Source organism: Sphingopyxis sp., assembly GCF_035998965.1.
In the GTDB taxonomy this organism is placed as follows: Bacteria; Pseudomonadota; Alphaproteobacteria; order Sphingomonadales; family Sphingomonadaceae; genus Sphingopyxis.
In genome coordinates this window covers 66,190-88,738 of sequence record NZ_DASYHE010000040.1, presented here as the reverse complement: position 1 = coordinate 88,738, position 22,549 = coordinate 66,190, and the positions used below count along the sequence as shown (strand labels likewise).

Here is a 22,549-nt window from a genome sequence, read left to right as displayed (position 1 = left end):
CACGCCAGTGATGGCCATCACACCCCTGAAAAGCGCCGCAACTTAAGCATATCGAACGCAGCCGCCATCGTCCGCGGCGTCGGGCCATCCCCGCGCCGCTAACAATATCCTAATTTATCGGTATCTTGGGTCAAAACAGGGAATATGCAGCGTCATGGCCGACCGTCGACATCGCCTTTTCGCGTTTCTGCTCGCCGCGCCGCTATGGACCGCGGCACCGTTGGCCTTTGCGCAGGACGCGGCGCCCGCCAGCCCGGCGTCTGCCAGCCCGCTGGACGCCGACCAGCAAAAAATGATGGATCTGATGAACCGCGGCATCGACCTCGAACGCGGCGGCAAGCTGCGCGAGGCAGGCGAGGTTTATCGACGTTGGATTGACGAGGCGACCAAGCGATACGGCGCCGACGGTCTGATCACCAGCCTTGGCTATCGGCTGCTCGCCGGCAATTTGGAGGAGCAAAGCGAGTTTAAGGCGGCGGAGACCCATTGGCGCCGCCTGCTCGCGATCAACACCAGGCTGCTTGGGAGCAAGGATGAAGAGACGCTGACCGCCACCGGCTTCCTCGCCACCAATCTGGCCAAACAGGGTCGCCCCGCGGAGGCATTGCCGCTGCGCCGCGCGCTGCTCGATGCCCGAACCGACCAATTCGGCCTGCAACATGCCAAGACGATCGCGGCGACCGGCAACCTTGCCGGCCTGCTGGTCGAACTCGGCGATATGCAGGGCGCCGAGACGCTGTTCCGCCAGGCGCTTGCCGCCAACATCGCGCTGCATGGCGAGCAGCACCGCAAAACCGCGTCGCAATATGGCAATCTTGCCGTCACCCTGCGCAGCCTCGGACGCTTCGAAGAGGCGGCGACGATGCTCGACAAGGCGCTGGCGATCGACGAGGGGCTGACCGGCCCGAACGGCCCCGACGTCGCGCTGCACCATTATAACCGCGCGGTGAACTTTACCGAACTCGGGCGCTATGCCGACGCCGAGACCGCGGCGAATCGGGCGCTCACCATCTGGCGCGCGACAAAGGGCGACGACAGCACCCAGGCCGCGCTGGGCTATACCGTCCTCGGCTACAGCTATGGGCTGACCGGGCGGTTCGCCGACGCCGACGCTGCCTATCGCAAAGCGCTGGCGATCCGCACCAAGCGGCTTGGCGAGGCGCACCCGCTGACCGCCGAAGCGTCGAACAACCTCGCTCTCAACATGGACAATCAGGGATTGCCCCCCACCGCGATCGAACCGCTGATCCGCAAGGCGCTCGACACGACGCGCCGCGCGTTCGGCGAGAGCAGCGAGCGCACCGCCACGCTATACGCCAATGTCGCCCATAATTTGAACCAGCAGGGCCGTTATGCCGAGGCGGAGCCGATGTATCGGCGCGCGCTCGACATCCAGGCGGGGATCGCCGGTCGCGACCATCCGTCCTACGCCACAACGCTGATCAACCTGGGCTATAATCTGCGCGACGGCGGTCAGGGCGAACGCGCCGAACCGTTGATGCGCCAGGCGCTCGACGTTTTTCGGACCAAATTCGGTGAGGATAACCCCGAAACCGCCTGGGCCTATCTCAGCCTCGGCACACTATTGGGCGGTCTCGGCCGTCCCGCCGAAGAGGCGGAAATGACCGGGAAAGCGCTCGCCATCCGGCGCCGCTTGCTGGGCGAAGACCATCCATTGACCGCGGTCGCGTACAACAATGTCGGTTCGGCGCTCGTCCGCAGCGACCGCAGCGGGCCGGGCGACCGCGCCGCCGAACCCTATTACCGGCAAGCGCTTGCGATCCTGCGGCGGAGCGTCGGGGATGCGCATATCGACACCGCCCGCGCTTATGAAAATCTGGCGCTGACCCTGCTGCGCCAAGGCAAGGCCGCCGAAGCCGAGGCACTGGCGGCGAGCGCGGTCGCGATCCTGCGCCGACTGAACGAACAAAGCGCCGCGGGCAGCGGCGCCGTCGGGCTGGCGGCGCTCGACCGGCAACAAGCCGCGCCCGACCGCGGCATTTTCACCACCTATATGAATGCCGCCTTCGGGCTGATGGATGTCACCCCGGATGCCACACAGCAGGCGGAGATTCAGGACCGCGCCTTTCGCGCGGCACAGGATGCGATCGCCTCGGCATCGGGCCGTGCAGTGCTGCAAACCGCGGCGCGCGGCGCCGCCAAGACGCCGCAAATGGCCGAAGCCGTGCGCCAGGAACAGGATCTCGCCGCCAAAGCCAATCTGATCGACAAGAACCTGCTGCGCGCCCTCGCCGCCCGCCAACCGGTCGAGGCGGCGCGGCTGCGCGGCGAACTCGACACGGTGCAGGCCGAACTCGCCAGCGTCAGTGCGCTGATCGACAAAAAATATCCCGCCTATCGCCAGCTCGTCTCGCCGCGCCCGATCAGCATCGCCGAAGCACAGCGGGCGCTGCGTCCGGGCGAGGCGCTGCTGCTGATGACCGAGGCGGCGAACGCGCTGCACCTGTTCGTCGTCACCCCCACTTCGGTCGGGTGGAGCCGCCCGGGCACGGACATCGCAGTCATCCTCAAACAGATTTCCGACCTGCGCTGCGACGTCGATTTCGCGACCTGCTCGGCGGCGCGCAAGGCCGAACTCGACGCGCTGCCGATGTCGGCGCTCGAACTGGAAGGGCATCGCCGCTTCGACCTCGACACTGCCAACGCGCTGTACAAGAGCCTGATCGAACCGATCGAACCCCTGCTCAAGGACAGCCAGCGCATCTATGTCGCGAGTTCGGGCAAGCTGGGCGACCTGCCGCTCGCGATGCTGTCGGCGACCGCCCGGCCCGCGGGCGCCGACATCGCCGACCCCGACACGCTCGCCCGCGCTGGTTGGCTGTCCGACCGCTTTGCCTTTACCAGCCTGCCCGCGGTCGCGGCGCTGACCCTGGCGCGCGACCCGCGGCCCGCGCGCCGCAACACGCGGTTCAGCGGTTATGGCGCCCCCGTGCTGATCGGCGGCGACACCGGCTCGCGCGCCGGGATCGGCGTGTTTCGCGGCATGTCGGAATCGGGGGCGCCGCTCGCCGATCCCGACGCGCTGCGCCGCCTCGCGCCGCTGCCCGGGACGAAGGTCGAACTGGCGGCGATGGCCAAATTGTTCGGCGTCGCGCCGGGCCAGCTCACCATCGACGGCCGGGCGACCGAGGCTGCGTTACGGCAGGATCCGGCGCTGGCGACCAGCGACATCATCGCCATCGCCACCCACGGCCTGCTTCCTGAACCGGGCCTGGGCTTTACCGAGCCGGGGCTGGTGCTCACCCCGCCGACCACCCCCACCGACAGCGACGACGGGCTGCTCACCGCAACCGAAGCGGCGCGGCTGACCCTGTCGGCCGACTGGGTGATCCTGTCGGCGTGCAACACCGCGTCGGCGGAAAATTCGGGCGGCGGCGACAGTCTGTCGGCGCTCGCGCGCGGCTTCCTCTATGCCGGCGCCGACGCGCTGCTCGCCAGTCATTGGCGCGTGTCCGACGATGCCACCGCGGTCCTCACCGTCGAAACTTTGCTCGCGCGCCGCACCAACCCGGCGTTGTCACGCGCGCAGGCGCTGCAACAGGGTATGGCCGCGGTGCGCAGCGGCAAGCGCACCGACGGCAGCGCCATCGCGGGCTGGAAAGCCGCTTGGGCGCATCCGGCCGCCTGGGCCGCCTTCACCAACATCGCCAACCGCGACGACTAGCCTTCGATACCATCACCGCCGCGCCCTTGCGAAGGCAGGGGCCCATCACCCGGCGCCGAGCTGTCAAGCCACGCTCGCTGGCCAACGATGGCGGAGGTGATGGGCCCCTGCCTTCGCAGGGCCACGAATGGTTATCGTCCAAATCGCTACGCTGTCGCGCAACGAACTCTTTCCCCTTCACTGCCGCGCCGATTATAGGGACGGCAGTTCAACGGAGTAACTCGCCGATGCCGATCATGGCCGCCCGCGTTTATCACGACGGCAAACTCGTCCGCGACATCGGTCCCGACGAGGAGCTGCCCGACGATTGCGCCGAGGGCGATTTTTTCTGGCTCGGGCTGTACGAGCCGACCCCCGGTGAGCTGGAGGGCATCGCCAAACGCTTTGGCCTCCATCCGCTCGCGGTCGAGGATGCGACCAAGGCGAAACAGCTGCCCAAGGTCGAAGTCTATGGCGACCAGCTGTTCATCATCGCCAGCACCGGCAACCTGGGCGACGGGACGATTCAGTCGGGCGAGACGGCGATTTTTGTCGGGCGTCATTTCATCGTCACCGTCCGCCACGGTTCGGCGCGCACCCACAGCGAGGTGCGCGCGCGGCTCGAAACCTTGCCCGCCAAGCTCGCACATGGCCCCGACTATGTCCTCTATGCGATCCTCGATTTCATCGTCGATGGCTATTTCCCGCTGATCGACGCGATCGAGGACCGGATGCTGCTGGTCGAGGATAGCGTCATGGACACCCCGCTCGACGCCGCCGCGATCCGTCAGCTTTATGCCCAGCGCCACGAAGTCATCCGCTTCCAACGGCTCGCCGGATTGATGAAGGATGTCGCCGGACGCCTCGCGGGCGAGGATGACCTGCCGTGCATCGACCCGGCGGTGCGCCCGTTTTTCCGCGACGTGTGGGATCATGTCCAGCGCGCTGAATTCCGCCTCACTGGCCTCCGCGATGTCGCGGCGTCGGTGATCGAAACCAACGGGATGCTCGAACAGCAACGCCAGGGCGTCATCACGCGCCAGCTCGCGGCCTGGGCCGCAATTCTGGCCGTCCCCACCGCGATTGCGGGCATTTACGGCATGAACTTTGACTTCATGCCCGAACTCGACTGGGCGCTTGGCTATCCCTTTGCATTGACCCTGATTTTCGGCGGTTCGGGGCTGGTCTTCTGGCGCTTCAAAAGCATCGGCTGGCTGTAGCAACCCGGCTTGACAGCGCGGCGCACCTTCGTCGATACGCGGGGTAACGGGCCGACGCGGACGCCCGTTCAGACGGCCAAGAACATTTCGGCGCCGTCCAAGTCCGCTCCACCCGTCGCAACTGCGGCGCAAGGAGCGTTGATATGACCCCTCACCCGACCCCGACCGACCCGTCCCAGCTCAGCCTGCTGGCGCTATTTCTGAAATTCCTGCGCTTTGGCGCCTTGGCATTCGGCGGCCCCGTGGCACAGATTGCGATGGTCCGGCAGACGTTGGTCGATCAGGATCGTTGGATCGATTCGGGGCGCTTCAACCGCCTGCTCGCGGTGCTGCAAGTCCTGCCCGGCCCCGAAGCGCATGAGCTGTGCGTCCATCTTGGCATGATTGCGCGCGGCCGGATCGGCGGCCTGCTTGCGGGGCTCGGCTTCATGCTGCCCGGGCTCCTGCTGATGCTGCTTGCGGGCTGGCTCTATGTCACTTGGATCGCGGGCGACGCGGGGCTGACCGGCGTCCTGCTTGGGGTGCAGATCGTGGTGCTCGCAATCATTCTGCGCGCCGTCGTCCGTATCGGCCAGCACATCATCGAGGATCGCCTGCTTGCTGTCATCGCGATCGCCAGCCTGCTCGCGACGCTTGTTGGGGTGCCATTCTGGATCCCGCTCGCTGCGGGGGGGCTTGTCTATGCCGCCGCCCAGCGCCCGTTGCTTGCCACCACCGTCCTTGTCGGCGCGATTGCCGCCGCCGTGGCCGCCCAGCAGTTTGCCGGTCCCGACACCGGCGGCGCGCTGGTCGCGGGCGCTGCGGACGCCCCGATCACGCTGCTTGCGCTGTTCATCGCGGGCCTGAAGGGTGGGCTGCTGACTTTTGGCGGCGCCTATACCGCCATCCCCTATGTGCGGAGCGATACCGTCGGGCGCGGCTGGGTCGACGACGCGACCTTCCTCGACGGCATCGCGCTCGCCGGGGTGCTGCCGGCGCCGCTCGTCATCTTTGCGACCTTCGTCGGCTATGTCGTCGGCGGCCTTGGCGGTGCGCTCGCGATCACCGCGGGCATGTTCCTGCCCGCCTTCGCTTTCTCGCTGATCTTCTTCGAACGGCTGGAGGCGGTGGTCGAAAACCCGGCGCTCCACCGCCTGCTCGCCGGGGTTGCCGCCGCCGTCGTCGGCGTGATCGCGGCAACGCTGGTCCAGCTGGGCGAAGCAACGGCGGCGCGCATCTCCGCCCCGCTGGTCGCAATACTGCTGTTCGCCGTGGCGCTCGCGATCGTCTGGCGGGTCAAGGGCGCGTGGGTCACGCCCGCGATCATTGCCGTCGCTGCGCTCGCCGGATGGCTGATCGCGTTATGATGCCGGGGCCAGCACCTTCGCCATCATCCGCTCTTCCTTGGCAATCCACGGCGCGATGCTCGGCCGCGACAGGATCGCCTCGCTCCACGCCGCCGCCTTGGGATAAGCCGCTGCATCGACCCCGCAGCCGCAGTGGCGCAGGTTCATCAGCGGCGACGCCACCGCCAGGTCGGCGAGCGTCAGCCGGTCGCCGACCAGATAGCCTGACGCGGGAATCGCGCTTTCCAGATAGGTGAGCAGCTTGGGCAGCTCTTCGCTCTCCGCTTGCGCCGCCGCCACCAGATCGCCCTCGCGCCCCAGGAATTTCGGCGCGACGATGCGATTGAAGAACATCTTGCCGCCGCACGCGGCCAGCACCGTGTCGCCGAACTCGTCCCACCAGATCACCCGCCCGCGGTCCTGCGCGTCGGTCGGGATCAGCGCAGGCTCGGGATATTTCGCTTCCAGATAATGGATGATCGCGCTCGAATCGGCCAGCGTGAAGCCGTCATCGTCCATCGCAGGCATCTTGCCCAGCGGCGATGCGGCGCGGAACCCGGGATCGGCATCGCCAATGCCGACGCCCTTCAGCTCGAATTCAATTCCCTTTTCGCCCAGATACGCCAGCAATTTGCGCACAAATGGCGACACCAGCGAACCATAAATGATCATTGCGTCTCTCCCGATTGCATTGTGTCCAGCTTAGCCAAAAGGTTGCGGTTCGCAACCCGTTGCGAACGTTGCCAATGCGCCACGAAATAATCTTGCCAACGCGCGCGCCGCGTGGAACATCCGGACTGCGAGGGGGGCGCTGCCGCGGCAGCCAACAGGCAGGAAGAATGAATGCGCCCTAATTCATGGGCAGATCGGCTGTTGGCGCTGCTGGTCCGTTTCGTCGGGCTGGTCATCCTCTTGGCAACCCTTGCCGCCGCCACTGCAAGTTTTCTGTACAATCAATCGGAAGAGGCCGACCGCGCCGCGCGCGTTGCGGCGCAGGTCAATATGCGGCTGCACGATCATGTCGCGGTGCTCAAGGGGGTGCGCGCGCTCTATCAGTCCGACGCCGCCGCCAGCGGCCCCGGCATTCGCGCCTATCTCGCCGCGCTGCAACCGCAGGTGCAGGCACCGGGGATGGAGGGCGTCGGCATCGCCGCCGCGATGCGCGCCGGCACCCCCGCTGCGCTCGAGGCAAAACTGCGTGAAAATTACGGCCGCGACATCAAGGTCTGGCCGACCACGGACCAGCCGATAGGCTTCGCCGTCGTGTTGGTCGAACCCTATACGCCGCGCCGCAATGCCGCGCTCGGCTTCGACATGTACAGCGATCCGACCCGCCGCGCCGCGATGCGCCGCGCGTGGCAGACCGGCCAACCGGCGGCGAGCGGCATCGTCTATCTGGCCCAGGAAAAAGCCGCGAAGGTCAAACAGCCCGGATTTCTGATTTACCTGCCCGTCTATGCCCGCTCGCCGGCCGGCACCAATCCCGATACCATCGCAACCGCCAGAGGCGCGCGCCCGATCGAGGCGTTCGTCTATGCACCTTTCCGCACCGACGATATGATGAAAGCAGTGCTCGGCGCCCAGCTAGACACCATCGACGGCATCGAAATTTACGCAGGCAAAGGCCCCTCGGCGCCGCTCGTCTTCAGCAAAGGGACGATGGGCTGGGACGCACAGGAACAGACATTGCATGTCGCCGACCGACAATGGACGATGCGGATTTCCTATGGCCGTCTGCTCGAACGGCTCGGGCGTCCGTTCGCGATCATGATCTTCGGCATCGCCGTCGCGCTGCTCGCGACCCAGCTCCATCTTGTGCAGCGGCGGCGGATCGATGCCGCACAGGCGCTGGCCGAAGAGAAGGCGCGCCATGCCGAGGACCGCGAGCTGATGATCGGCGAAATGGCGCACCGGATGAAAAACGCCTTCGCGCGCATCGGCGCGCTCGCGCGCATCACCCTGCGCGAATCGGCCAGCCTTGAGGAATTCGAGGCCAAATTCGACGGCCGGATGCGCGCATTGTCCGACGCCAAGCAGATGCTGGTCACTGGCGCCGTGGATTCGGTCGAACTGGGCCAGATCGTCCGCCGCGAACTCGAACTCGCAGGGCGCTCGCCCGAACAGATGGCCGCGGTCACTGGCCCTGACGTCCGCCTCGACGACGAAGGCGCGCAAGCATTGTCGCTCGCCATCCATGAATTTGTCACCAACAGCATCAAATATGGGGCGCTCGCGGGACACGGCGATCTCGCGGTCGGCTGGCGCCGCAATGGCAGCGACATCGAACTCAGCTGGACCGAAAGCAATCTGCCCGAAACCCCGCGGATCGAGGGCGAAAGCTTTGGCACCCAATTCATCCGCACCCTGATTGAGCGGCAGTTGAAGGGCAGCTGGCAGCGCAGCGCCGCCGACCACCGCCTCTCCATCACCATTCGCTGGCCCGACCGCGACCCTGGCCGCTGACGCACCCACGCCGCCGCCCGTGACACCCGATTGACAACCCCCGCCCCCCCGGCGAGAGAACGCGCCGAGGGGAGAGAGGCCGCCATGACCGCAAAAATGCTGCGCCCGACATCGTTCGACGTTGCCGAACGCGCCGGGGTGTCGCAATCGACCGTCTCGCGCGCGCTCCGCAACTCCCCCGGCGTCAACGCCGAAACCCGCGCCCGTGTCGCCGCCGCCGCGCGCGAACTCGGCTATGTCGTCGATCGCCATGCCTCGTCATTACGCCTGAAAAGCAGCGAGACGATCGCGCTCGTCACCATCTGCCGCCCCGGCGAGGATCGCAGTGCGATCAACCCCTTCTACTTCGCGCTGCTCGGCAGCATCGCCGCCGCGACCTCGGCGCGCGGGTTCAACCTGCTCGTGTCGTTCCAGGAGAGCGAAGCCAATTTCCGCGCCGACTTCGTCGCCTCGGGGCTCGCCGACGCGATGATTGTCATCGGCACCACCAGCAACCGCGCCGCCTGGGATTATTTTGCGCAGGCGCAAGCGTCGGGCCTCGACTTCGTCTGCTGGGGCAGCCCGGGCAGCCCGTTCCACTGGATGCGCAGCGAAAATGACGAGGGCGGCCAGCTCGCCGCCGAGCATTTCATCAAACTCGGCCGCCGCCGCATTGCCTTTGTCGGGCCGCAACAATCGCCGCAGCGCCAGTTCGACGAACGCCGCGACGGGTTCACCGCGACCCTCGCCGCGCATGGCCTCACCGCGATCATCGCCGAACCGCCCGCCGCCGCCGACCGCCACGCACAGGGCGTCGCCGCGGTCCAGGCGCTGCTCGAAGCGCACCCCGACACCGACGCGATTTTCGCTGCCAGCGACATGCTCGCGCTCGGCGTCCTGCAAGGCCTGAAGGATGCGGGCCGCCGCGTCCCGCACGATGTCGCGCTGATCGGCTTCGACGGTATCCGCGCCGGAACCCTCGCCGACCCCGCGCTCACCACGCTCGAACCCGATCTCGACGCTGCTGGCGAGGCGCTGGTCGCGATGGCGCTGGAGGATGACGAACGCACGCGCAGCGGCACCCGCATCCCCGTTCATCTAGTCGTGCGCGGAACCGCCTGACGGCTCGTGGCTTTATAGGCTGCTGTGATCTAACACACAGAAAAGTAACATTTCGTTATCCATAGCGCTGCTACCTTTTGGGGGGCAGAGAGGCAGTCATTTGTCAGGTCAGTTTTTCATCCAGTTGCTCAATCCGGGCATCGGCCTGTTGTTCGCGGCCGCCTTTTTCCTGCTGTGGCTGAACCGCCGCGACCTTTATGTCGCTTATGCCGCCGGCGCCTACGCCGCCTCGACGATCGCCTTCCTGATCCTCGATGTCGGTCCCGCCCTGCCCCATGATCTGCACCGCATTCCCGCCAATATCGGCTTCCTCGCCACCGGCGCCCTGTTCGCCGCCGCGATCATTGGTCGCTATGGCCTGCCGATCCCGTGGCGGTCGATGGCCGTCACCAGCGCGGCGGCAACGGCGGTCTTTTTGTGGTTCCTGCTTGGCCAGCCCAGCATCGGCGGCCGTATCCTGTCGATCAGCATCGGCGCCGCGATCATCGCGGCGATGATCGTCCGCGCGCTTTGGCCGATCGACAAACCCTATGTCATCGATCGCGTGCTGTTCTGGGTCGCGGCGCTGTCGGTGATCAACCTCACCGCGCCCCCGATCGTCCTGCTCGCGCTCGGCGGCGGTTTCGACAGCTACGACGGCTTCCAGCAGTCATTATACTGGACCACCGTCCAGTTTACGCAGGCGATGGTGTCGATCCTTGCCGCGATCAGCCTGATGGTCGCGGTCGCGATCGACCAGATCAGCGAACTGCGCCGCCAGGTCGACGACGACAAATTGTCGGGGCTGCTCAACCGCCGCGGGTTCGAGGCGCGGGCGGGGTCGGTGCTGCGCCGTTGCATTGACGACGACCGCCCGGTGGCGCTGATGATCGCTGATCTCGATCATTTCAAGCGCGTCAACGACACTTATGGCCACGCGGTCGGCGACGCGATCATCGCGGCGTTTGGCGCGCATGTCCGCGCCATCGCCCCCGCCGAAATGATCGCGGGGCGCATCGGTGGCGAAGAATTTGCCCTCCTCGTCCCCGGCGCCGGGATCGAAACCGCGCGCCAGTTTGCCGAAGCGGTGCGCACCGGGCTCGCCGCCGCCGCTGCCGACCGCATCCCGGCCGCGCTTGTCCCCACCACCAGCATCGGTCTGACCATTGGCACCCCCGGCGCCAATCTGTCGGCGCTGATGCAAGAGGCCGATCAGGCGCTTTACGAAGCCAAGCGCACCGGCCGCAATCGCGTGCGCACCGTCACCCCCGCATCGATCCGTCTGGCCGCAAGCGGCGGCTGACGCATATTTGTGATCCGGGTCACCGCGGCCATGGCATTGGCGCGGTAATCGGTTCACATTGGCCGCGCCGCCGCGGCCCACGATCATACCTTTGAATAGACAGGAGATACCATGAAGTTCGTCGCCGCTGCTCTCGCCACGCTGCTTCCCCTGTCCGCGTGCGCAGAGGCCGAAAATCCGAACGCTGAACCCGCCAAAACCGCCGCCAGCGAACCCAAGATCAGCCCTTCCATCCCGATCAGCGTCAAGGAAGCGCGCCGCGGCCCGGTCGATCTGACGCCCTACGTCGGCAAATATCCGTTCGATGTCGTGAACGGCCACCGCTTCCTCGATCACCCCGCGGTCAAGGCGGCCATCGCTGCTGCGGTCCCCGATGCCAAAACGCGCGCTGGCATCGCCTTTGCCGACCGCAGCCTCGGCGTGCCGATCGTCCGCGTCGCGGGCGGACGGATCCTGATCTGGGGCGGCGAATGGCGCGCCGAAGACCGCTATAATTGGGCGGTGGTGATCGCCCCCGACGGTTCAAAGCCCGAGGTCTGCATTTATGACGCGGGCGACTATGACGCGGACTTGCAGTCGTCGTCCTGGTTCACCCCCGGCCAGCCCGCGGTGATGAAACAAGGCACCTGCCCGTCGACCGCGGAGGATTACCCGCCCGCCGACATCGCCGCCGGTTAGGGGCCGAGCAGCCGTTCGACGATCGCGACATGCCGCGGCTTGCCACTGGCGGTATCCACCGCAGCGACGAAATTGCCGTCGATCCGCATCGCGACATAGCCATGGACGGCGCTGCTCAGCGCGATCAACAGCGTCGTCGCATCATCGTCCGGCGCGCCGGGCAGCGCCAGCACATCCTGTTCGATACCGGCATATAATCCGTCGACCAGCTCGGTCAATCGGGCGTCGTGCGGATCGAGCATGTCCATCCGCCACATCATCCGATAGCGATTGGGGTGCGCCAGCGCATAGGCGAAATAGGCATCGGCAAAGGCGGTGATCCGCGCCCGCGGCGATTGCGATGCCGCATCGCGCGCCGCCGCCGCGCCGGCGCGCAGATCGGTGAAGCACTGGACGGCCAGCGCGGTCAGCAAGGCGCGGCGGTCGACGAAATGATTGGCCGGCGCGGCGTGCGACACCCCCGATGCCCGCGCGACGGCGCGGATCGTCACCGCCTCGACCCCCTCGCGGTCGAGCAGGCCCAGCGCCGTATCGATCAGCAGCTCGCGCAGCGCGCCATGATGTTGGCCTCTCTTCATGGCCCTGTATTGACGCTGTCAATCGGGCGACGCAAGTTCGATGTCACCCATGCTGGTCGGCGCTGATTGTTACGGCAGGGCCCATCTTTGGCGCGGCCGGGCACCGGCCGAAAGGGATCGGCTACCACGATCGCTCCGTGCTCCAGCCATCGCCCGATCCCGCCGTCTTTGACGACATTCTCTCAACGGCGGCGCGAGAGATCGACGGGCAACGATCTTGATTGACATTGTCAATTTAATGCGCGTATATTGACAGTGTCAATTGGAGTTGCCCGATGCGCCGTATCATCCTCTCGCTCGCCCTGATCCCTTTCGGCGTGCTCACCCCGATCCTCGAATTGGGGGCGATGCACGTCGTCAACCCCGACTGGCCCGGCCACGCCCGGCTGCACGAGGTTTGGCAGCTACTCACTAACAGCTCGCTCGCGATACTTTGCCTGTGGCTGATCTGGTGGTGCCGCCAGCTGCGCCTTCCCGCGCTGATTGCCTTCGCCATATCGATGGGCTTCCTCGTCGCCTACGCGCTCAGTCCGCTCTACGGCGGCACGATGCGCCACAGCGACGGCAGCGAGGTCGCGGTCGGCGGGATCAATCTGGCGGTGGCGCTGATGGTCGTCACCACCGCCGCAATCGGCGCCGTGCTCGCCTCGACCTTCCGCACCCCGCGCGACGATCGGGATCGAAATCTCCCCCTTTCGCATCAAGGCCAAAACAGCCCCGGTTGACGCGCCGCCGCGAAAGATACAAACCTGCCTCTTGGACAAAAAGGGGCGGCTTTTCATGCGCAAACTGGCAATTTTGGGCGCAAGCCTGCTCGTGTTTTCGGGGCAACCCAGCGTCGCGCAAGACGCACCCGTGCCGCCCGCGCCGGAAGAGGTCGCCCCCAAACCCGCACCCGCCGCCACATCCGCCGCCGCGGTCGGCAGCGCACGCACCGCCCCCGAACGCCGCCTGACCGGCGCCGACCTGTTCGACCTCGCCATCGCCGCCGATCCGCAGATCAGCCCCGACGGGCGCCACATCGCCTATGTCCGCCGAGCAAACGACATCATGACCGATCGCGCGGTCAGCAGCATCTGGCTGATCGACACCGCGACCGGCGAAGAAACCCCGCTGGCGGGACGGCAGGGCGGTGCTTTCGCCCCGCGCTGGTCGCCCGACGGCAAGCGCCTGGCCTATGCCTCGACCGAGGGCGGCAGCGCGCAGCTGTGGGTGCGCTGGATGCAGGGCGGCGAGGCGGTGCGGCTGACCGGCCTGCCGACTGCGCCCTCGTCGCTCGCCTGGGCACCCGACGGCCGTTCGATCGCCTACACGATGCTGGTCAAGGACGAGGGGCTCAAACTCGGCGCCGCGCCCGCCAACAAGCCGAAGGGCGCGACTTGGGCCGAGCCGCTCGAAGTGCGCGACCTCCTCACCTACCGCGCCGACGGACAGGGCTATGTCGAACCGGGGTTCGAAAAAATCTTTCTCGTCCCCGCCACCGGCGGCGCGCCGCGCCAGCTGACCTTTGGTCCCTATCACGACAATGGACCTTTGAGCTGGTCGCGCGACGGCCGCACGCTGTATTTCGCCGCCAATCGCAAGCCCGACTGGGAAACCGACCCGCTCGAAAGCGAGATCTACGCGCTCGACGTCGCCAGCGGCCGCATCACCGCGCTTACCGACCGCAACGGCCCGGACGCCAATCCTTTGGTCTCGCCCGACGGCGGCAAGATCGCATATCTCGGTTTCGACGACGCCCGCCGCGCTTATGAAAACACCCACCTCTATGTGATGAATCGCGATGGCTCGGGGCGCCGCAACCTCACCGAAAATTGGGATTACAGCGTCGATGCGATCCAGTGGGGCGAGGGCGGCCGCGCGCTTTACGCGCAATATGACGACCACGGCGAAACCAAGATCGCACGCATCGGCCTCGACGGATCGGTCCGCGACGTCGCCAAGGGATTGTCGGGTGACGGCATGGACCGCCCCTATACCGGCGGCAGCTTCACCGTGTCCGACGGCGGCGCCATCGCCTTCACCGGCGGCACCGCGACCCGCCCCGCCGAGGTGCAACTGGCGCGCGGCGGTTCGGCGCGCATTCTGACCGACCTCAACCGCTCGCTTCGCGAAGTCAAAGCGCTCGGCGAAGTTCGCAAGATCACCACGCCGTCCAGCCACGATGGCAAGCCGATCGAAGGCTGGCTGACCCTGCCCCCCGGCTATGTCGAGGGAACAAAGGTACCGCTGATCCTTGAAATCCACGGCGGCCCCTTCACCGCCTATGGCCCGCATTTCTCGACCGACAACCAGCTGTACGCCGCCGGCGGCTATGCCGTCCTCTCGGCCAACCCGCGCGGCTCGACCAGCTATGGTGAGGCCTTCGCGCAGGAAATCGACAAGGCTTATCCCGGCAATGATTATTTCGACCTGATCAGCATCGTCGACCGCGCCATCGCGCTCGGCATCGCCGATCCCGACGCGCTGTTCGTCACCGGCGGGTCGGGCGGCGGCGTGCTCACCAGCTGGATCGTCGGGAAAACCAACCGCTTCAAGGCTGCGGCGACGCAGAAGCCCGTGATCAACTGGACGACGCAGGCGCTCACCGCCGACGGCCCTGCCTTTTTCGGCCCCTATTGGCTCGGCGCGATGCCATGGGAAAAGCCCGAACTTTACTGGTCGCTGTCGCCGCTCTCGCTCGTCGGCAATGTCGAAACCCCGACGCTGGTCGTCGTCGGCGCCGAGGATTACCGCACCCCGGTCAGCGAATCCGAACAATATTACACCGCGCTCCGCCTGCGCGGCGTCCCCACCGCGCTCGTCAAAATCCCCGGCGCCAGCCACGGCGGCATCGCCGCGCGCCCGTCGCAATCGGCCGCCAAGGCCGCAGCGATCCTCGCCTGGTTCGACAAATACCGCAAAGGCTGGACTCGTCCCGCGGCACCTCCGGCGCGCTGATCGTCGGGCGCGGCTGTGATCGCGATCACGGCGGCGCCGCCGCCCGTGCGATAGTTTGGCCATCTTCTGCCCGAACCGGAAAAAAACATATGCGTCGCCCGCTCGCCCTTGCCGTCCTCCCGCTGCTCCTGCTCGCCCCCGGCGCCGCCGAAGCACGCTTGCCGCCGCTCGCCGGCCAGCCGCCCGTTGCCAACCCGCCCTATCGCGAAAGCTGGCGCTACACCTGCGACGTCGAACAACAGCTCGCGGGCGGCACCATCACCCTCACCCGCCTGTTCACCGAAGACGGCAAGTTCGACGGCGGCGATTTCATGCGCTGGACCGCGGCCGGGTATGATCCGCAAAAGACGCAGCGCCCGCTCGAACTCGAACTGTCCTATATCTGGGAACCCGCGCGCCAGCCCGCGGTCGACGATCGCGCAATCGACGTCAAATTGCGCGTCGGTATCGACGCGGCGCTGCCCGATGTCGCGCTGCTCCGCATCCAGCGTCCCTTCCCGGTCCAGCCGCACGGCATCATCGGCAGCACCGCGCTGTCGACCCAGATCTTTCCCTATGGCGCGCACGACCCGACCAACGGCCGCGGCGAGCTGCCACTTGGCGACCTGCTCGCTTATGCCACGGGCTATGACGCGCTCGGCTGGACCCTGATCCGCCCGTCCGACCGCCTCGGCGGTGACCAGGAACTCGCGCGCGGCACGCTCGACATCGCGGCGCTGCGCCAGGCGGTCGCGGCGCTCTCCGCGCTGCGCACCGCCCTCGCCGCCAAAACGCCCGACCCCATCGCACGCTGCGACCGCGTCCTGTGGCCCGACACTCTTCGATACTGAGCCAAGCCCATGAACGCCCATATCCATTCATCTGACATTCTGCGCCGCGGCGCTAAGCCGCATGCCATGATCGACAACGTCATCATCGCCGACGATCATCCCATTTTCCGCGCCGGGCTGGGCCAACTACTCGGCAGCGCCTTTCCGCATCTGGCGATCCACCAGGCCGGCACCGTCGACGAGATGCTGGGCGTCGCCGAACGCGAAGGCGCGCCGCAGCTGTTCACCATCGACCTGCTGTTCCCTGGCATGGACCCGGCCCAGACGCTGCCCATGCTGCGCCACCGCTTCCCGCGCTCGTCGATCGCGGTCGTCTCGATGTTCGACGACGATGCGACGATCGATCGCGTCATGGGGTATGGCGCCGACGGCTATATCGCCAAATCGGTGCGTCCCGACCGCATGGTGGCCGGCTTGCGCGCGCTGCAAAAGGGCGAATTTGTCGTCCTGCGATCCGACCAGCCTTCGGTTCAGGCGATACCCGCGGCGCCGCCGGCGCTGACCGACCGCCAGGTCGAAGTGCTGACGATGCTGGCGCAGAAGCAATCGAACAAACAGATCGCGCGCAGCCTGGACCTGTCGCATTTCACCGTGCGCAATCATGTCTCGCACCTGCTCCGCACGATGGGCGCCGCGACGCGCAGCGAACTTGCCGACAAGGCCCGCCACGCCGGTATCATCGCGTAGCGCGGTCGCCTGGGGCGGTGCTTGCGGGAACCCAACGCCCGGCCGCGCGTAAACCTGCTACGATCAGCATGGAGGCAATATCGATGGATATTCGGCACCTTACGTTCATGGCTGCGGCCGGCATCGGTCTGGCGGGCTGCAACGTCAGCGACGCGCCGCCGTCCGATGACGCCGCCACGACCACCACCGCCTCGGACACCGGCGTCACGCGCGAGCCGATGGCCGCCCCCGAACCCGCCCCCGTCGCCCGCATGCCCGCGCAGGCCGCGATCCAGAGCCAGCCCGGCCCCGACGGCGCGCAGGTCGATCTGCTGAAGGTTGCGGTCACCGGCGACATCCTGACCGTCACCCTGCGCTGTTCGAGCGACCAGAAAATCAACAGCCAGTCGTTCAATGTCGAAAAGATCAGCGTCATCGACGACAGCACGTCGCAGCGCCTGGGCGTGCTTAAGGACGACAAGGCCGACTGGATGGCGTCGAACGTCAGCGGCAATTTCCTGCGCACCGATTGCGAGGTCAAGCCCGGCATCTTCTGGGTCAAATTCCCCGCCCCGCCGGTCACCAGCCCGACGGTGTCGATCAACCTGCCCGAAGTCGGCCCGTTCGACGGCATCCCGGTCACCCGATGATCCGACCCGCGCTTGCGCTGTCGGCGCTGGCCCTCGCCGCCTGCGCACCCGCCGCCGACAGCGAGCCACCGCCTGCGAGCGAGGCGCCCGCTGCCCCCGCGCCAACCGCGGCCGCGGCCCCCGCCAACCCCCCCGGCGGCATGACCGGCACGGTCAGCAATCTGACCGGCGACATCAGCGGGCTGAACATCCGCGTCACCGACATGGGCACGATCATCGATCTGGCCGCCGACGCGCTGTTCGAATTCGACAAGGCCGACCTGACCCCCGCCGCCGAGGCGCAGCTGCAAAAGGCCGCGGCGCTGATCCGCAAGGCGCCGCCCGGCGGCATCCAGGTCATCGGTCACACCGATGCCAAGGGCGACGACGCTTATAACCAGCGCCTCTCGGAAGCCCGCGCGCGCACCGTCGCCGACTGGTTCGGAGCGCAGATCGGCGTGCGCCAGCGCGACTTCGCCGTGTCGGGCAAAGGCGAAACCGCCCCCATCGCCCCCAATGAGACCGCCACCGGCGCCGACGACCCGGCCGGCCGCGCAAAGAACCGCCGCGTCGAGGTCATCCTGCCGCGCTAATCCTCCAGCGGCCCGTCCCCCGCATATTCTGCCTCGTCCGCCTGCTCCTTCGCGCGCCGCGCCGCCAGCCGGTCAAGCCCCGCGCCGCTCGCCCGCTCGCCGCAGCGCAAACATTCGCCCGTCTCGGCCTGATGCGCCCAATTGTCAGCCTGCACCACCGCGCGCATGGCATCGAGCTTGTCCCGCAATCGCTGCTTCGCGCTGCCCGGATAGAAATATTTGGTGCCCTCCACATCGAACCGCCACCCCTCCAGATATTCCTCCCTCGTGATCGCTGTCGCGGCGTCGACCCGCGCCGCCTCCGCCGCCGCCTCGGTCGCCGCGTCCTCGTTCAGTTCGCCGCGCTTGATCAGCAGCGCCAGCAGCGCGTCCGACGGCGCGATCCGCCGCTCGACCTCACGCCCGCCGCGGATCACCACCGTCTCGCGCCCCTCGACCGCGCGCTGGTACGCGACCGCCTCCAGCCCGCGCAGCGCCTTGGCCAGCGCCTCGCGGCACGCCGCATCGAACGGCGCGAACAGGCTGCGCGACCGGTTGACCGACGTCCGGCTGACCCCCGCCACCCGCGCCGCATCGCTGACGCACCCGGTCTTCGCCAGCACCGCCAGAAACACCCGCGTCCGCGCCGCGGTAAACCCGTCCTCCCGCACCCGCAGCCCCGGCATGAAGGGATTGGTCTTCTTGCCCCCCTCCCCCCGTTCCTTGACCCCCTCCCGCTTGCGGGAGGGGTAGCGAGACTTGCGAACTTGTTCGCTAGTCGCAGCGGGGAGGGCCGCAGCACCACCCTCTGCAACCCCGGCCGCCCCCCACGAACCCCGCTCCACCAACCGCCCCACACCAATCTCCCATATCATTTCTGGATAGAATGATGATCCATATGAACCAAATTGGTTATTTTGTCAAGCCAAAACGCACCGCACCCATCGCTGCCGCGCCGTTAACCGCACCTGCAAACACCCTGTTCGCCCGCAAGCCCTAGCCACAGCGACGGGGACCAACGCGCCAGACACCAGCGGGAACAAGCATGACCAGACCCAACCAGCGAACCAAGCTGCGCACCGACCAGCGCGGCGCCACCGCGATCGAATATGGCCTGATCGCCGCGCTGATCGCGCTCGCCAGCATCATCGCCTTCCAGATGCTCGGCCTCAGCCTTGCCAACATCTTCAACACGATCAACGACGCGCTGAATTAGAGCATCATGCCGCTAAATCTGCACCGTCTCCAAATCCGTTCGTGCTGAGCTTGTCGAAGCACTGTTCTTCTTCTTGCGACGCCAAAGGAAAGAACGGCCCTTCGACACGATCAACGACGCGCTGAATTAGGAGGGCCGCATCCCGCCACGCCATCCCCATCCACGCTTGCAACAACCGCTCCCCGGCGAAAGCCGGGGCCCAGAGCGCCAAAGCGCCCGCGTCTGTCGAACACGCCCTGGACCCCGGCTTTCGCCGGGGAACGACCGATTGTTTCAAAGGGAGAGCGTGGGTGACGATACGGCGGAGAGCCCCCAACCCAACCCCTACTTCTTCACCACCCGCGCCACGACCTTGATCTCGACCACCGCCGTCGGCTCGTACAATCGCGACACCCCGATCGCGGTCCACGCCGGAAAGGGTGCCTTCACATGGCGGTTCTTGACCGCGGCAAAGCCGTCGATGTGCGCGGCCAGGTCGGTGTGAAAGGTGGTGATGTCGACCACATCGTCCCAGCTCGCCCCCGCGCGCGCCAGCGTCGCGGCGATATGCGCAAAGGCGCGCTCATATCCGGGCGCCAGATCGCTCTCCCCCTCCGCCGGCCCCGCAACCACCCCCGACAGATAGATGGTGTCGCCCGCGATCACCGCGGTCGCATAGCCCACCGCCTCCTGAAACGCCCGCGCCTCGGGATTTTCGGGCATCAGGACGTTGGCGGGGTCACGGGCGGTGGTGGGCGCGGCGAGAAGGGCAAGGCCCAGGATCGCTGTCGCGGCGGCAGCCTGAATGGTTCGCATAATCATCTCCCCTGTTCGCCGATCGGAGCGGGAAGGTGACATTGCTTTGGTGGGGGTGCAAGGCTGGCGGCAGTGCAGGCCGGCAGAGAATTGGGGTTAAGGAGAGAGCAGGCCTGTTCACACGGATTTGGATTAGGTGAACCGTCACCGTAATCCAAAATCGCTGGTCTAGGTTCGCTGCGCCAGAAGCTTCTCTACCCGCTCCGATCCCAGCGGCGAGATGTGAACCAAATCAGATTTCTCATCAAATTCCAGCAACATCTCGCTATCGGCAGGCTTTAGGACTTTCTTCCTAAACACTGAAGCGTTGGAATACTTAATATGAGAAACGATATCTTTCGATGCAATGGGCGCTCTAGTGTAATAAAGTACAATTAGCGCCTTATCGATGGCACCAAGCTTGTTGTCCAAAACCCTGATTTTGCCATTAACGAGCCAAACGATTGGCAATTGCCTTTCAATTACCCGTTTATCCCCTTGACGCATGTATGGAATTCTGCCATTAAGATGGCATGACCAAGAAGAGCCCCTCCGCCAGCCCCGAGTTCAGCGTTCGCGAGTTCTTTGCTCGCTTCCCGACCGATGACGCCTGCCTTGAACACATCATGCAAGTTCGTTTCGGCGGCACCCGTTTCGACTGCCCCAAGTGCGGCGTCGTGGACTCGACCTTTCACAAGCTGGCGAAGCGCCGCACCTACGTTTGCGCGTCGTGCGGCTATCACGTGAACCCGACGGCCAACACGATCCTACACGACACGCGCACCCCGCTGGTTAGCTGGTTCTACGCAATGTACCTGTTCTGCACGACGCGCCACGGTGTCAGCGGTAAAGAACTCCAGCGCCAGCTTGGGGTGACGTATAAGACGGCCTATCGCATCGGGCAGCAAATCCGCGACCTGACCGCCAAGGCTCAATCGTTTGACGCGCTGCTGGCTGGTCACGTCGAACTGGACGAAGCCTATGTTGGCGGTCGCCGTTCGGGTGGCAAGCGCGGTCGGGGCGCACCGGGCAAGACGATCGTGATGGGCCTTATCAGCCGCGACGGCCCGATGAAGGCAGTGGTCATCCCCGACGTCAAAAAGGACACGCTCCGCAACGTCGTTCTGGACAACGTGGAGCCGGGCTCGGTCGTCTCGACCGACGAACTCTACAGCTACAACTTACTCACTGGTGACGGCTTCACGCATGGCGCTGTGAAGCACGGCGCGAAGGAATATGCTCACTACGACTATCGCACTGGCGAGACGTTCCACGTCAACACCGTGGAAGGCTTTTGGCGCCTGTTCAAAGCGTCGATCCGCTCGACCCACGTCCAGATCAGCAGCAAGCATATGCAACGCTATCTGTCGGAGTTCACTTTCCGCGCGACAAACCGCGAGCGGGTGAATGGGATGTTTGATCTTCTGGTTGGGGCGCTGTGATGCGCCCCACCATTGTCTCAAAGTCAGAGCGATCGGCGGGGCCTATGCCTTGCGCTTCCGCTTGCTTGATGAAGGGCTCTAAATCGCCGGACGCAAGCGCGTCCGCTAGGGAAATGCGGTCCATACACTTCACTATAGACGAGAATCCGGGGATTTGCTAGATATGGGACAGGGCGAGCCGCTATCGCGACCCGCCCCGGCCTTAGACGTTATATTAACAGGATCGCGGTTAGGGTCATTACGACCCCCAGTGCGATCAGTCCTGTAGTAAGCATCTAGGGTCTCCTTTCTCCGGGGAAATGAACCGTCCCCGGTCGGCGCCGTTCCAAGGCAAAGGTTCAGCCGATCAATCGAAAGAGTGATCGGTTCTCGTTTGGAGAAGCGCCAACTTCTCCGGCTTCTGAGGCCCCGGCGACTTTGTCGTTCGGGGCCTCATTCTCGTCCGCGACGGAAAAAAGAGCATTTTCCTTGTCGTGGATGATCTCGTTTCTATCGGACAGCCGTTTTAGGACATTGTAGAGAGCAGATGAATTCCGGAGCAACGGGCTCCGAAATTCGGGCGTAAGGCAAAGATGTTCTTTAATTTGCAGCGCCTTAGATGGTCCGTTCTTTTCCAAGAAAGCCTTAATTGCGTCTCCGATAGGCGACCCACGCTTAGCCCCCCCTTGAGCCGTAAGACTCCCATGTTCGGGAGATTTTTTGAATCTCTCGTAGCCCTCCGGGGTGAACAAGTGGCCATTATATCGCACAACTAGCCCGTCGCGCTCCAAACGCCTCATTGAGCCATAGAAGGCCTTATTATTTCCTCTAACAATCTGATTTTGAAGGCGCTCTGGAAGCTGGCTCCTAACATCTTCGTAGGACAGCCCATCCGGTTTAGCGCGAGCCACCTCCAGTATTGATGACATCCAAATTCCCTTTGGCATTCGAGCGCCGTCACTTGACTTCGGGGGCTCCGAATCAACCACAGAGGGCGAAATCGTTTCTACCTGGCGGGAAGGATCGGGTGAGAAGATCAGTTTCGCGCGCTCAATAAGCTCATCAACGCGCAGCTTTCGATCTGAAAGCTCTTTAATTTTTTCGCCGAGTTCGGCGCTCGCCCTTTCCCATTTGCCGACATCTTCCGGAGAAGGCAGGCCCGCAAACAGATCGTTCATGGCGTCACTCAT

21 protein-coding genes are annotated in these 22,549 nt (G+C 65.6%); 15 read left to right on the top strand and 6 right to left on the bottom strand.

Annotation, left to right across the window (positions count from 1 at the left end):
• Positions 1–154: 154 nt before the first annotated feature.
• The 3 genes from VGN68_RS06580 (at position 155) to chrA (ending at position 6,230) form a co-directional block, all read left to right on the top strand.
• Positions 155–3,685 (top strand): CHAT domain-containing tetratricopeptide repeat protein, encoded by a 3,531-nt coding sequence (locus tag VGN68_RS06580; RefSeq protein WP_327474999.1) that lies wholly within the window; start codon positions 155–157, stop codon positions 3,683–3,685.
• Positions 3,686–3,912: 227 nt separating this feature from the next.
• Positions 3,913–4,884: a magnesium and cobalt transport protein CorA gene (locus VGN68_RS06575; protein WP_327474996.1), complete on the top strand. Its 972-nt coding sequence runs from the start codon at positions 3,913–3,915 to the stop codon at positions 4,882–4,884.
• Positions 4,885–5,027: 143 nt separating this feature from the next.
• On the top strand, positions 5,028–6,230 hold the full coding sequence (gene chrA, locus VGN68_RS06570) for a chromate efflux transporter (RefSeq protein ID WP_327474994.1): 1,203 nt from the start codon (positions 5,028–5,030) through the stop codon (positions 6,228–6,230).
• Here chrA and VGN68_RS06565 read toward each other — a convergent pair.
• Positions 6,225–6,881, bottom strand: a complete 657-nt coding sequence (locus VGN68_RS06565) for a glutathione S-transferase family protein (protein WP_327474992.1) — start codon at positions 6,879–6,881, stop codon at positions 6,225–6,227. The two genes, chrA and VGN68_RS06565, sit on opposite strands and share 6 nt — an antisense overlap.
• Before the next feature lie 171 nt (positions 6,882–7,052).
• Between VGN68_RS06565 and VGN68_RS06560 the strand changes: the two genes are divergently transcribed.
• The 4 genes from VGN68_RS06560 (at position 7,053) to VGN68_RS06545 (ending at position 11,733) form a co-directional block, all read left to right on the top strand.
• On the top strand, positions 7,053–8,672 hold the full coding sequence (locus VGN68_RS06560; protein WP_327474991.1) for a CHASE domain-containing protein: 1,620 nt from the start codon (positions 7,053–7,055) through the stop codon (positions 8,670–8,672).
• Between the two features lie 84 nt (positions 8,673–8,756).
• A complete protein-coding gene (locus VGN68_RS06555) occupies positions 8,757–9,773 on the top strand; it encodes a LacI family DNA-binding transcriptional regulator (protein WP_327474988.1) in 1,017 nt (338 codons plus the stop codon).
• Between the two features lie 100 nt (positions 9,774–9,873).
• Positions 9,874–11,055: a GGDEF domain-containing protein gene (locus VGN68_RS06550; RefSeq protein WP_327474986.1), complete on the top strand. Its 1,182-nt coding sequence runs from the start codon at positions 9,874–9,876 to the stop codon at positions 11,053–11,055.
• A gap of 111 nt (positions 11,056–11,166) precedes the next feature.
• The gene (locus VGN68_RS06545) at positions 11,167–11,733 is read left to right on the top strand and encodes a hypothetical protein (RefSeq protein WP_327474984.1); all 567 of its coding nucleotides are present in this window, start codon (positions 11,167–11,169) and stop codon (positions 11,731–11,733) included.
• Here VGN68_RS06545 and VGN68_RS06540 read toward each other — a convergent pair.
• Entirely contained in the window at positions 11,730–12,311 is a 582-nt protein-coding gene (locus VGN68_RS06540; RefSeq protein ID WP_327474982.1) for a TetR/AcrR family transcriptional regulator, read from the bottom strand. The two genes, VGN68_RS06545 and VGN68_RS06540, sit on opposite strands and share 4 nt — an antisense overlap.
• 275 nt (positions 12,312–12,586) lie before the next feature.
• Here VGN68_RS06540 and VGN68_RS06535 point away from each other — a divergent pair, with 275 nt between their 5' ends.
• The 6 genes from VGN68_RS06535 to VGN68_RS06510 all read left to right on the top strand — a co-directional run bounded on the left by VGN68_RS06535 (position 12,587) and on the right by VGN68_RS06510 (position 17,969).
• Entirely contained in the window at positions 12,587–13,036 is a 450-nt protein-coding gene (locus VGN68_RS06535) for a hypothetical protein (protein ID WP_327474980.1), read from the top strand.
• A gap of 55 nt (positions 13,037–13,091) precedes the next feature.
• Positions 13,092–15,251, top strand: a complete 2,160-nt coding sequence (locus tag VGN68_RS06530; protein ID WP_327474978.1) for a S9 family peptidase — start codon at positions 13,092–13,094, stop codon at positions 15,249–15,251.
• A gap of 89 nt (positions 15,252–15,340) precedes the next feature.
• Positions 15,341–16,081, top strand: coding sequence for a hypothetical protein (locus VGN68_RS06525; protein WP_327474976.1), 741 nt, complete (start codon positions 15,341–15,343; stop codon positions 16,079–16,081).
• 66 nt (positions 16,082–16,147) lie between these two features.
• A complete protein-coding gene (locus VGN68_RS06520) occupies positions 16,148–16,768 on the top strand; it encodes a response regulator transcription factor (protein WP_327474975.1) in 621 nt (206 codons plus the stop codon).
• Positions 16,769–16,851: 83 nt separating this feature from the next.
• On the top strand, positions 16,852–17,397 hold the full coding sequence (locus VGN68_RS06515) for a hypothetical protein (RefSeq protein ID WP_327474974.1): 546 nt from the start codon (positions 16,852–16,854) through the stop codon (positions 17,395–17,397).
• Entirely contained in the window at positions 17,394–17,969 is a 576-nt protein-coding gene (locus VGN68_RS06510; RefSeq protein ID WP_327474973.1) for an OmpA family protein, read from the top strand. Before VGN68_RS06515 ends, VGN68_RS06510 begins: the two co-directional genes overlap by 4 nt.
• Here VGN68_RS06510 and VGN68_RS06505 read toward each other — a convergent pair.
• Positions 17,966–18,634 carry a hypothetical protein gene (locus VGN68_RS06505; protein WP_327474970.1) on the bottom strand — a complete coding sequence of 223 codons (669 nt, stop codon included), beginning with the start codon at positions 18,632–18,634 and terminating at the stop codon, positions 17,966–17,968. The two genes, VGN68_RS06510 and VGN68_RS06505, sit on opposite strands and share 4 nt — an antisense overlap.
• Before the next feature lie 359 nt (positions 18,635–18,993).
• Here VGN68_RS06505 and VGN68_RS06500 point away from each other — a divergent pair, with 359 nt between their 5' ends.
• Positions 18,994–19,164 carry a Flp family type IVb pilin gene (locus VGN68_RS06500; RefSeq protein WP_327474968.1) on the top strand — a complete coding sequence of 57 codons (171 nt, stop codon included), beginning with the start codon at positions 18,994–18,996 and terminating at the stop codon, positions 19,162–19,164.
• A gap of 324 nt (positions 19,165–19,488) precedes the next feature.
• Here VGN68_RS06500 and VGN68_RS06495 read toward each other — a convergent pair whose 3' ends face one another.
• A complete protein-coding gene (locus VGN68_RS06495) occupies positions 19,489–19,959 on the bottom strand; it encodes a RidA family protein (protein WP_327474966.1) in 471 nt (156 codons plus the stop codon).
• 168 nt (positions 19,960–20,127) lie between these two features.
• The gene (locus VGN68_RS06490; RefSeq protein ID WP_327474964.1) at positions 20,128–20,445 is read right to left on the bottom strand and encodes a hypothetical protein; all 318 of its coding nucleotides are present in this window, start codon (positions 20,443–20,445) and stop codon (positions 20,128–20,130) included.
• A 26-nt stretch (positions 20,446–20,471) separates the two neighbouring features.
• Between VGN68_RS06490 and VGN68_RS06485 the strand changes: the two genes are divergently transcribed.
• A complete protein-coding gene (locus tag VGN68_RS06485) occupies positions 20,472–21,380 on the top strand; it encodes an IS1595 family transposase (protein WP_327474962.1) in 909 nt (302 codons plus the stop codon).
• Between the two features lie 338 nt (positions 21,381–21,718).
• Here VGN68_RS06485 and VGN68_RS06480 read toward each other — a convergent pair whose 3' ends face one another.
• Positions 21,719–22,537 (bottom strand): hypothetical protein, encoded by an 819-nt coding sequence (locus VGN68_RS06480; protein ID WP_327474960.1) that lies wholly within the window; start codon positions 22,535–22,537, stop codon positions 21,719–21,721.
• Positions 22,538–22,549 lie beyond the last annotated feature (12 nt).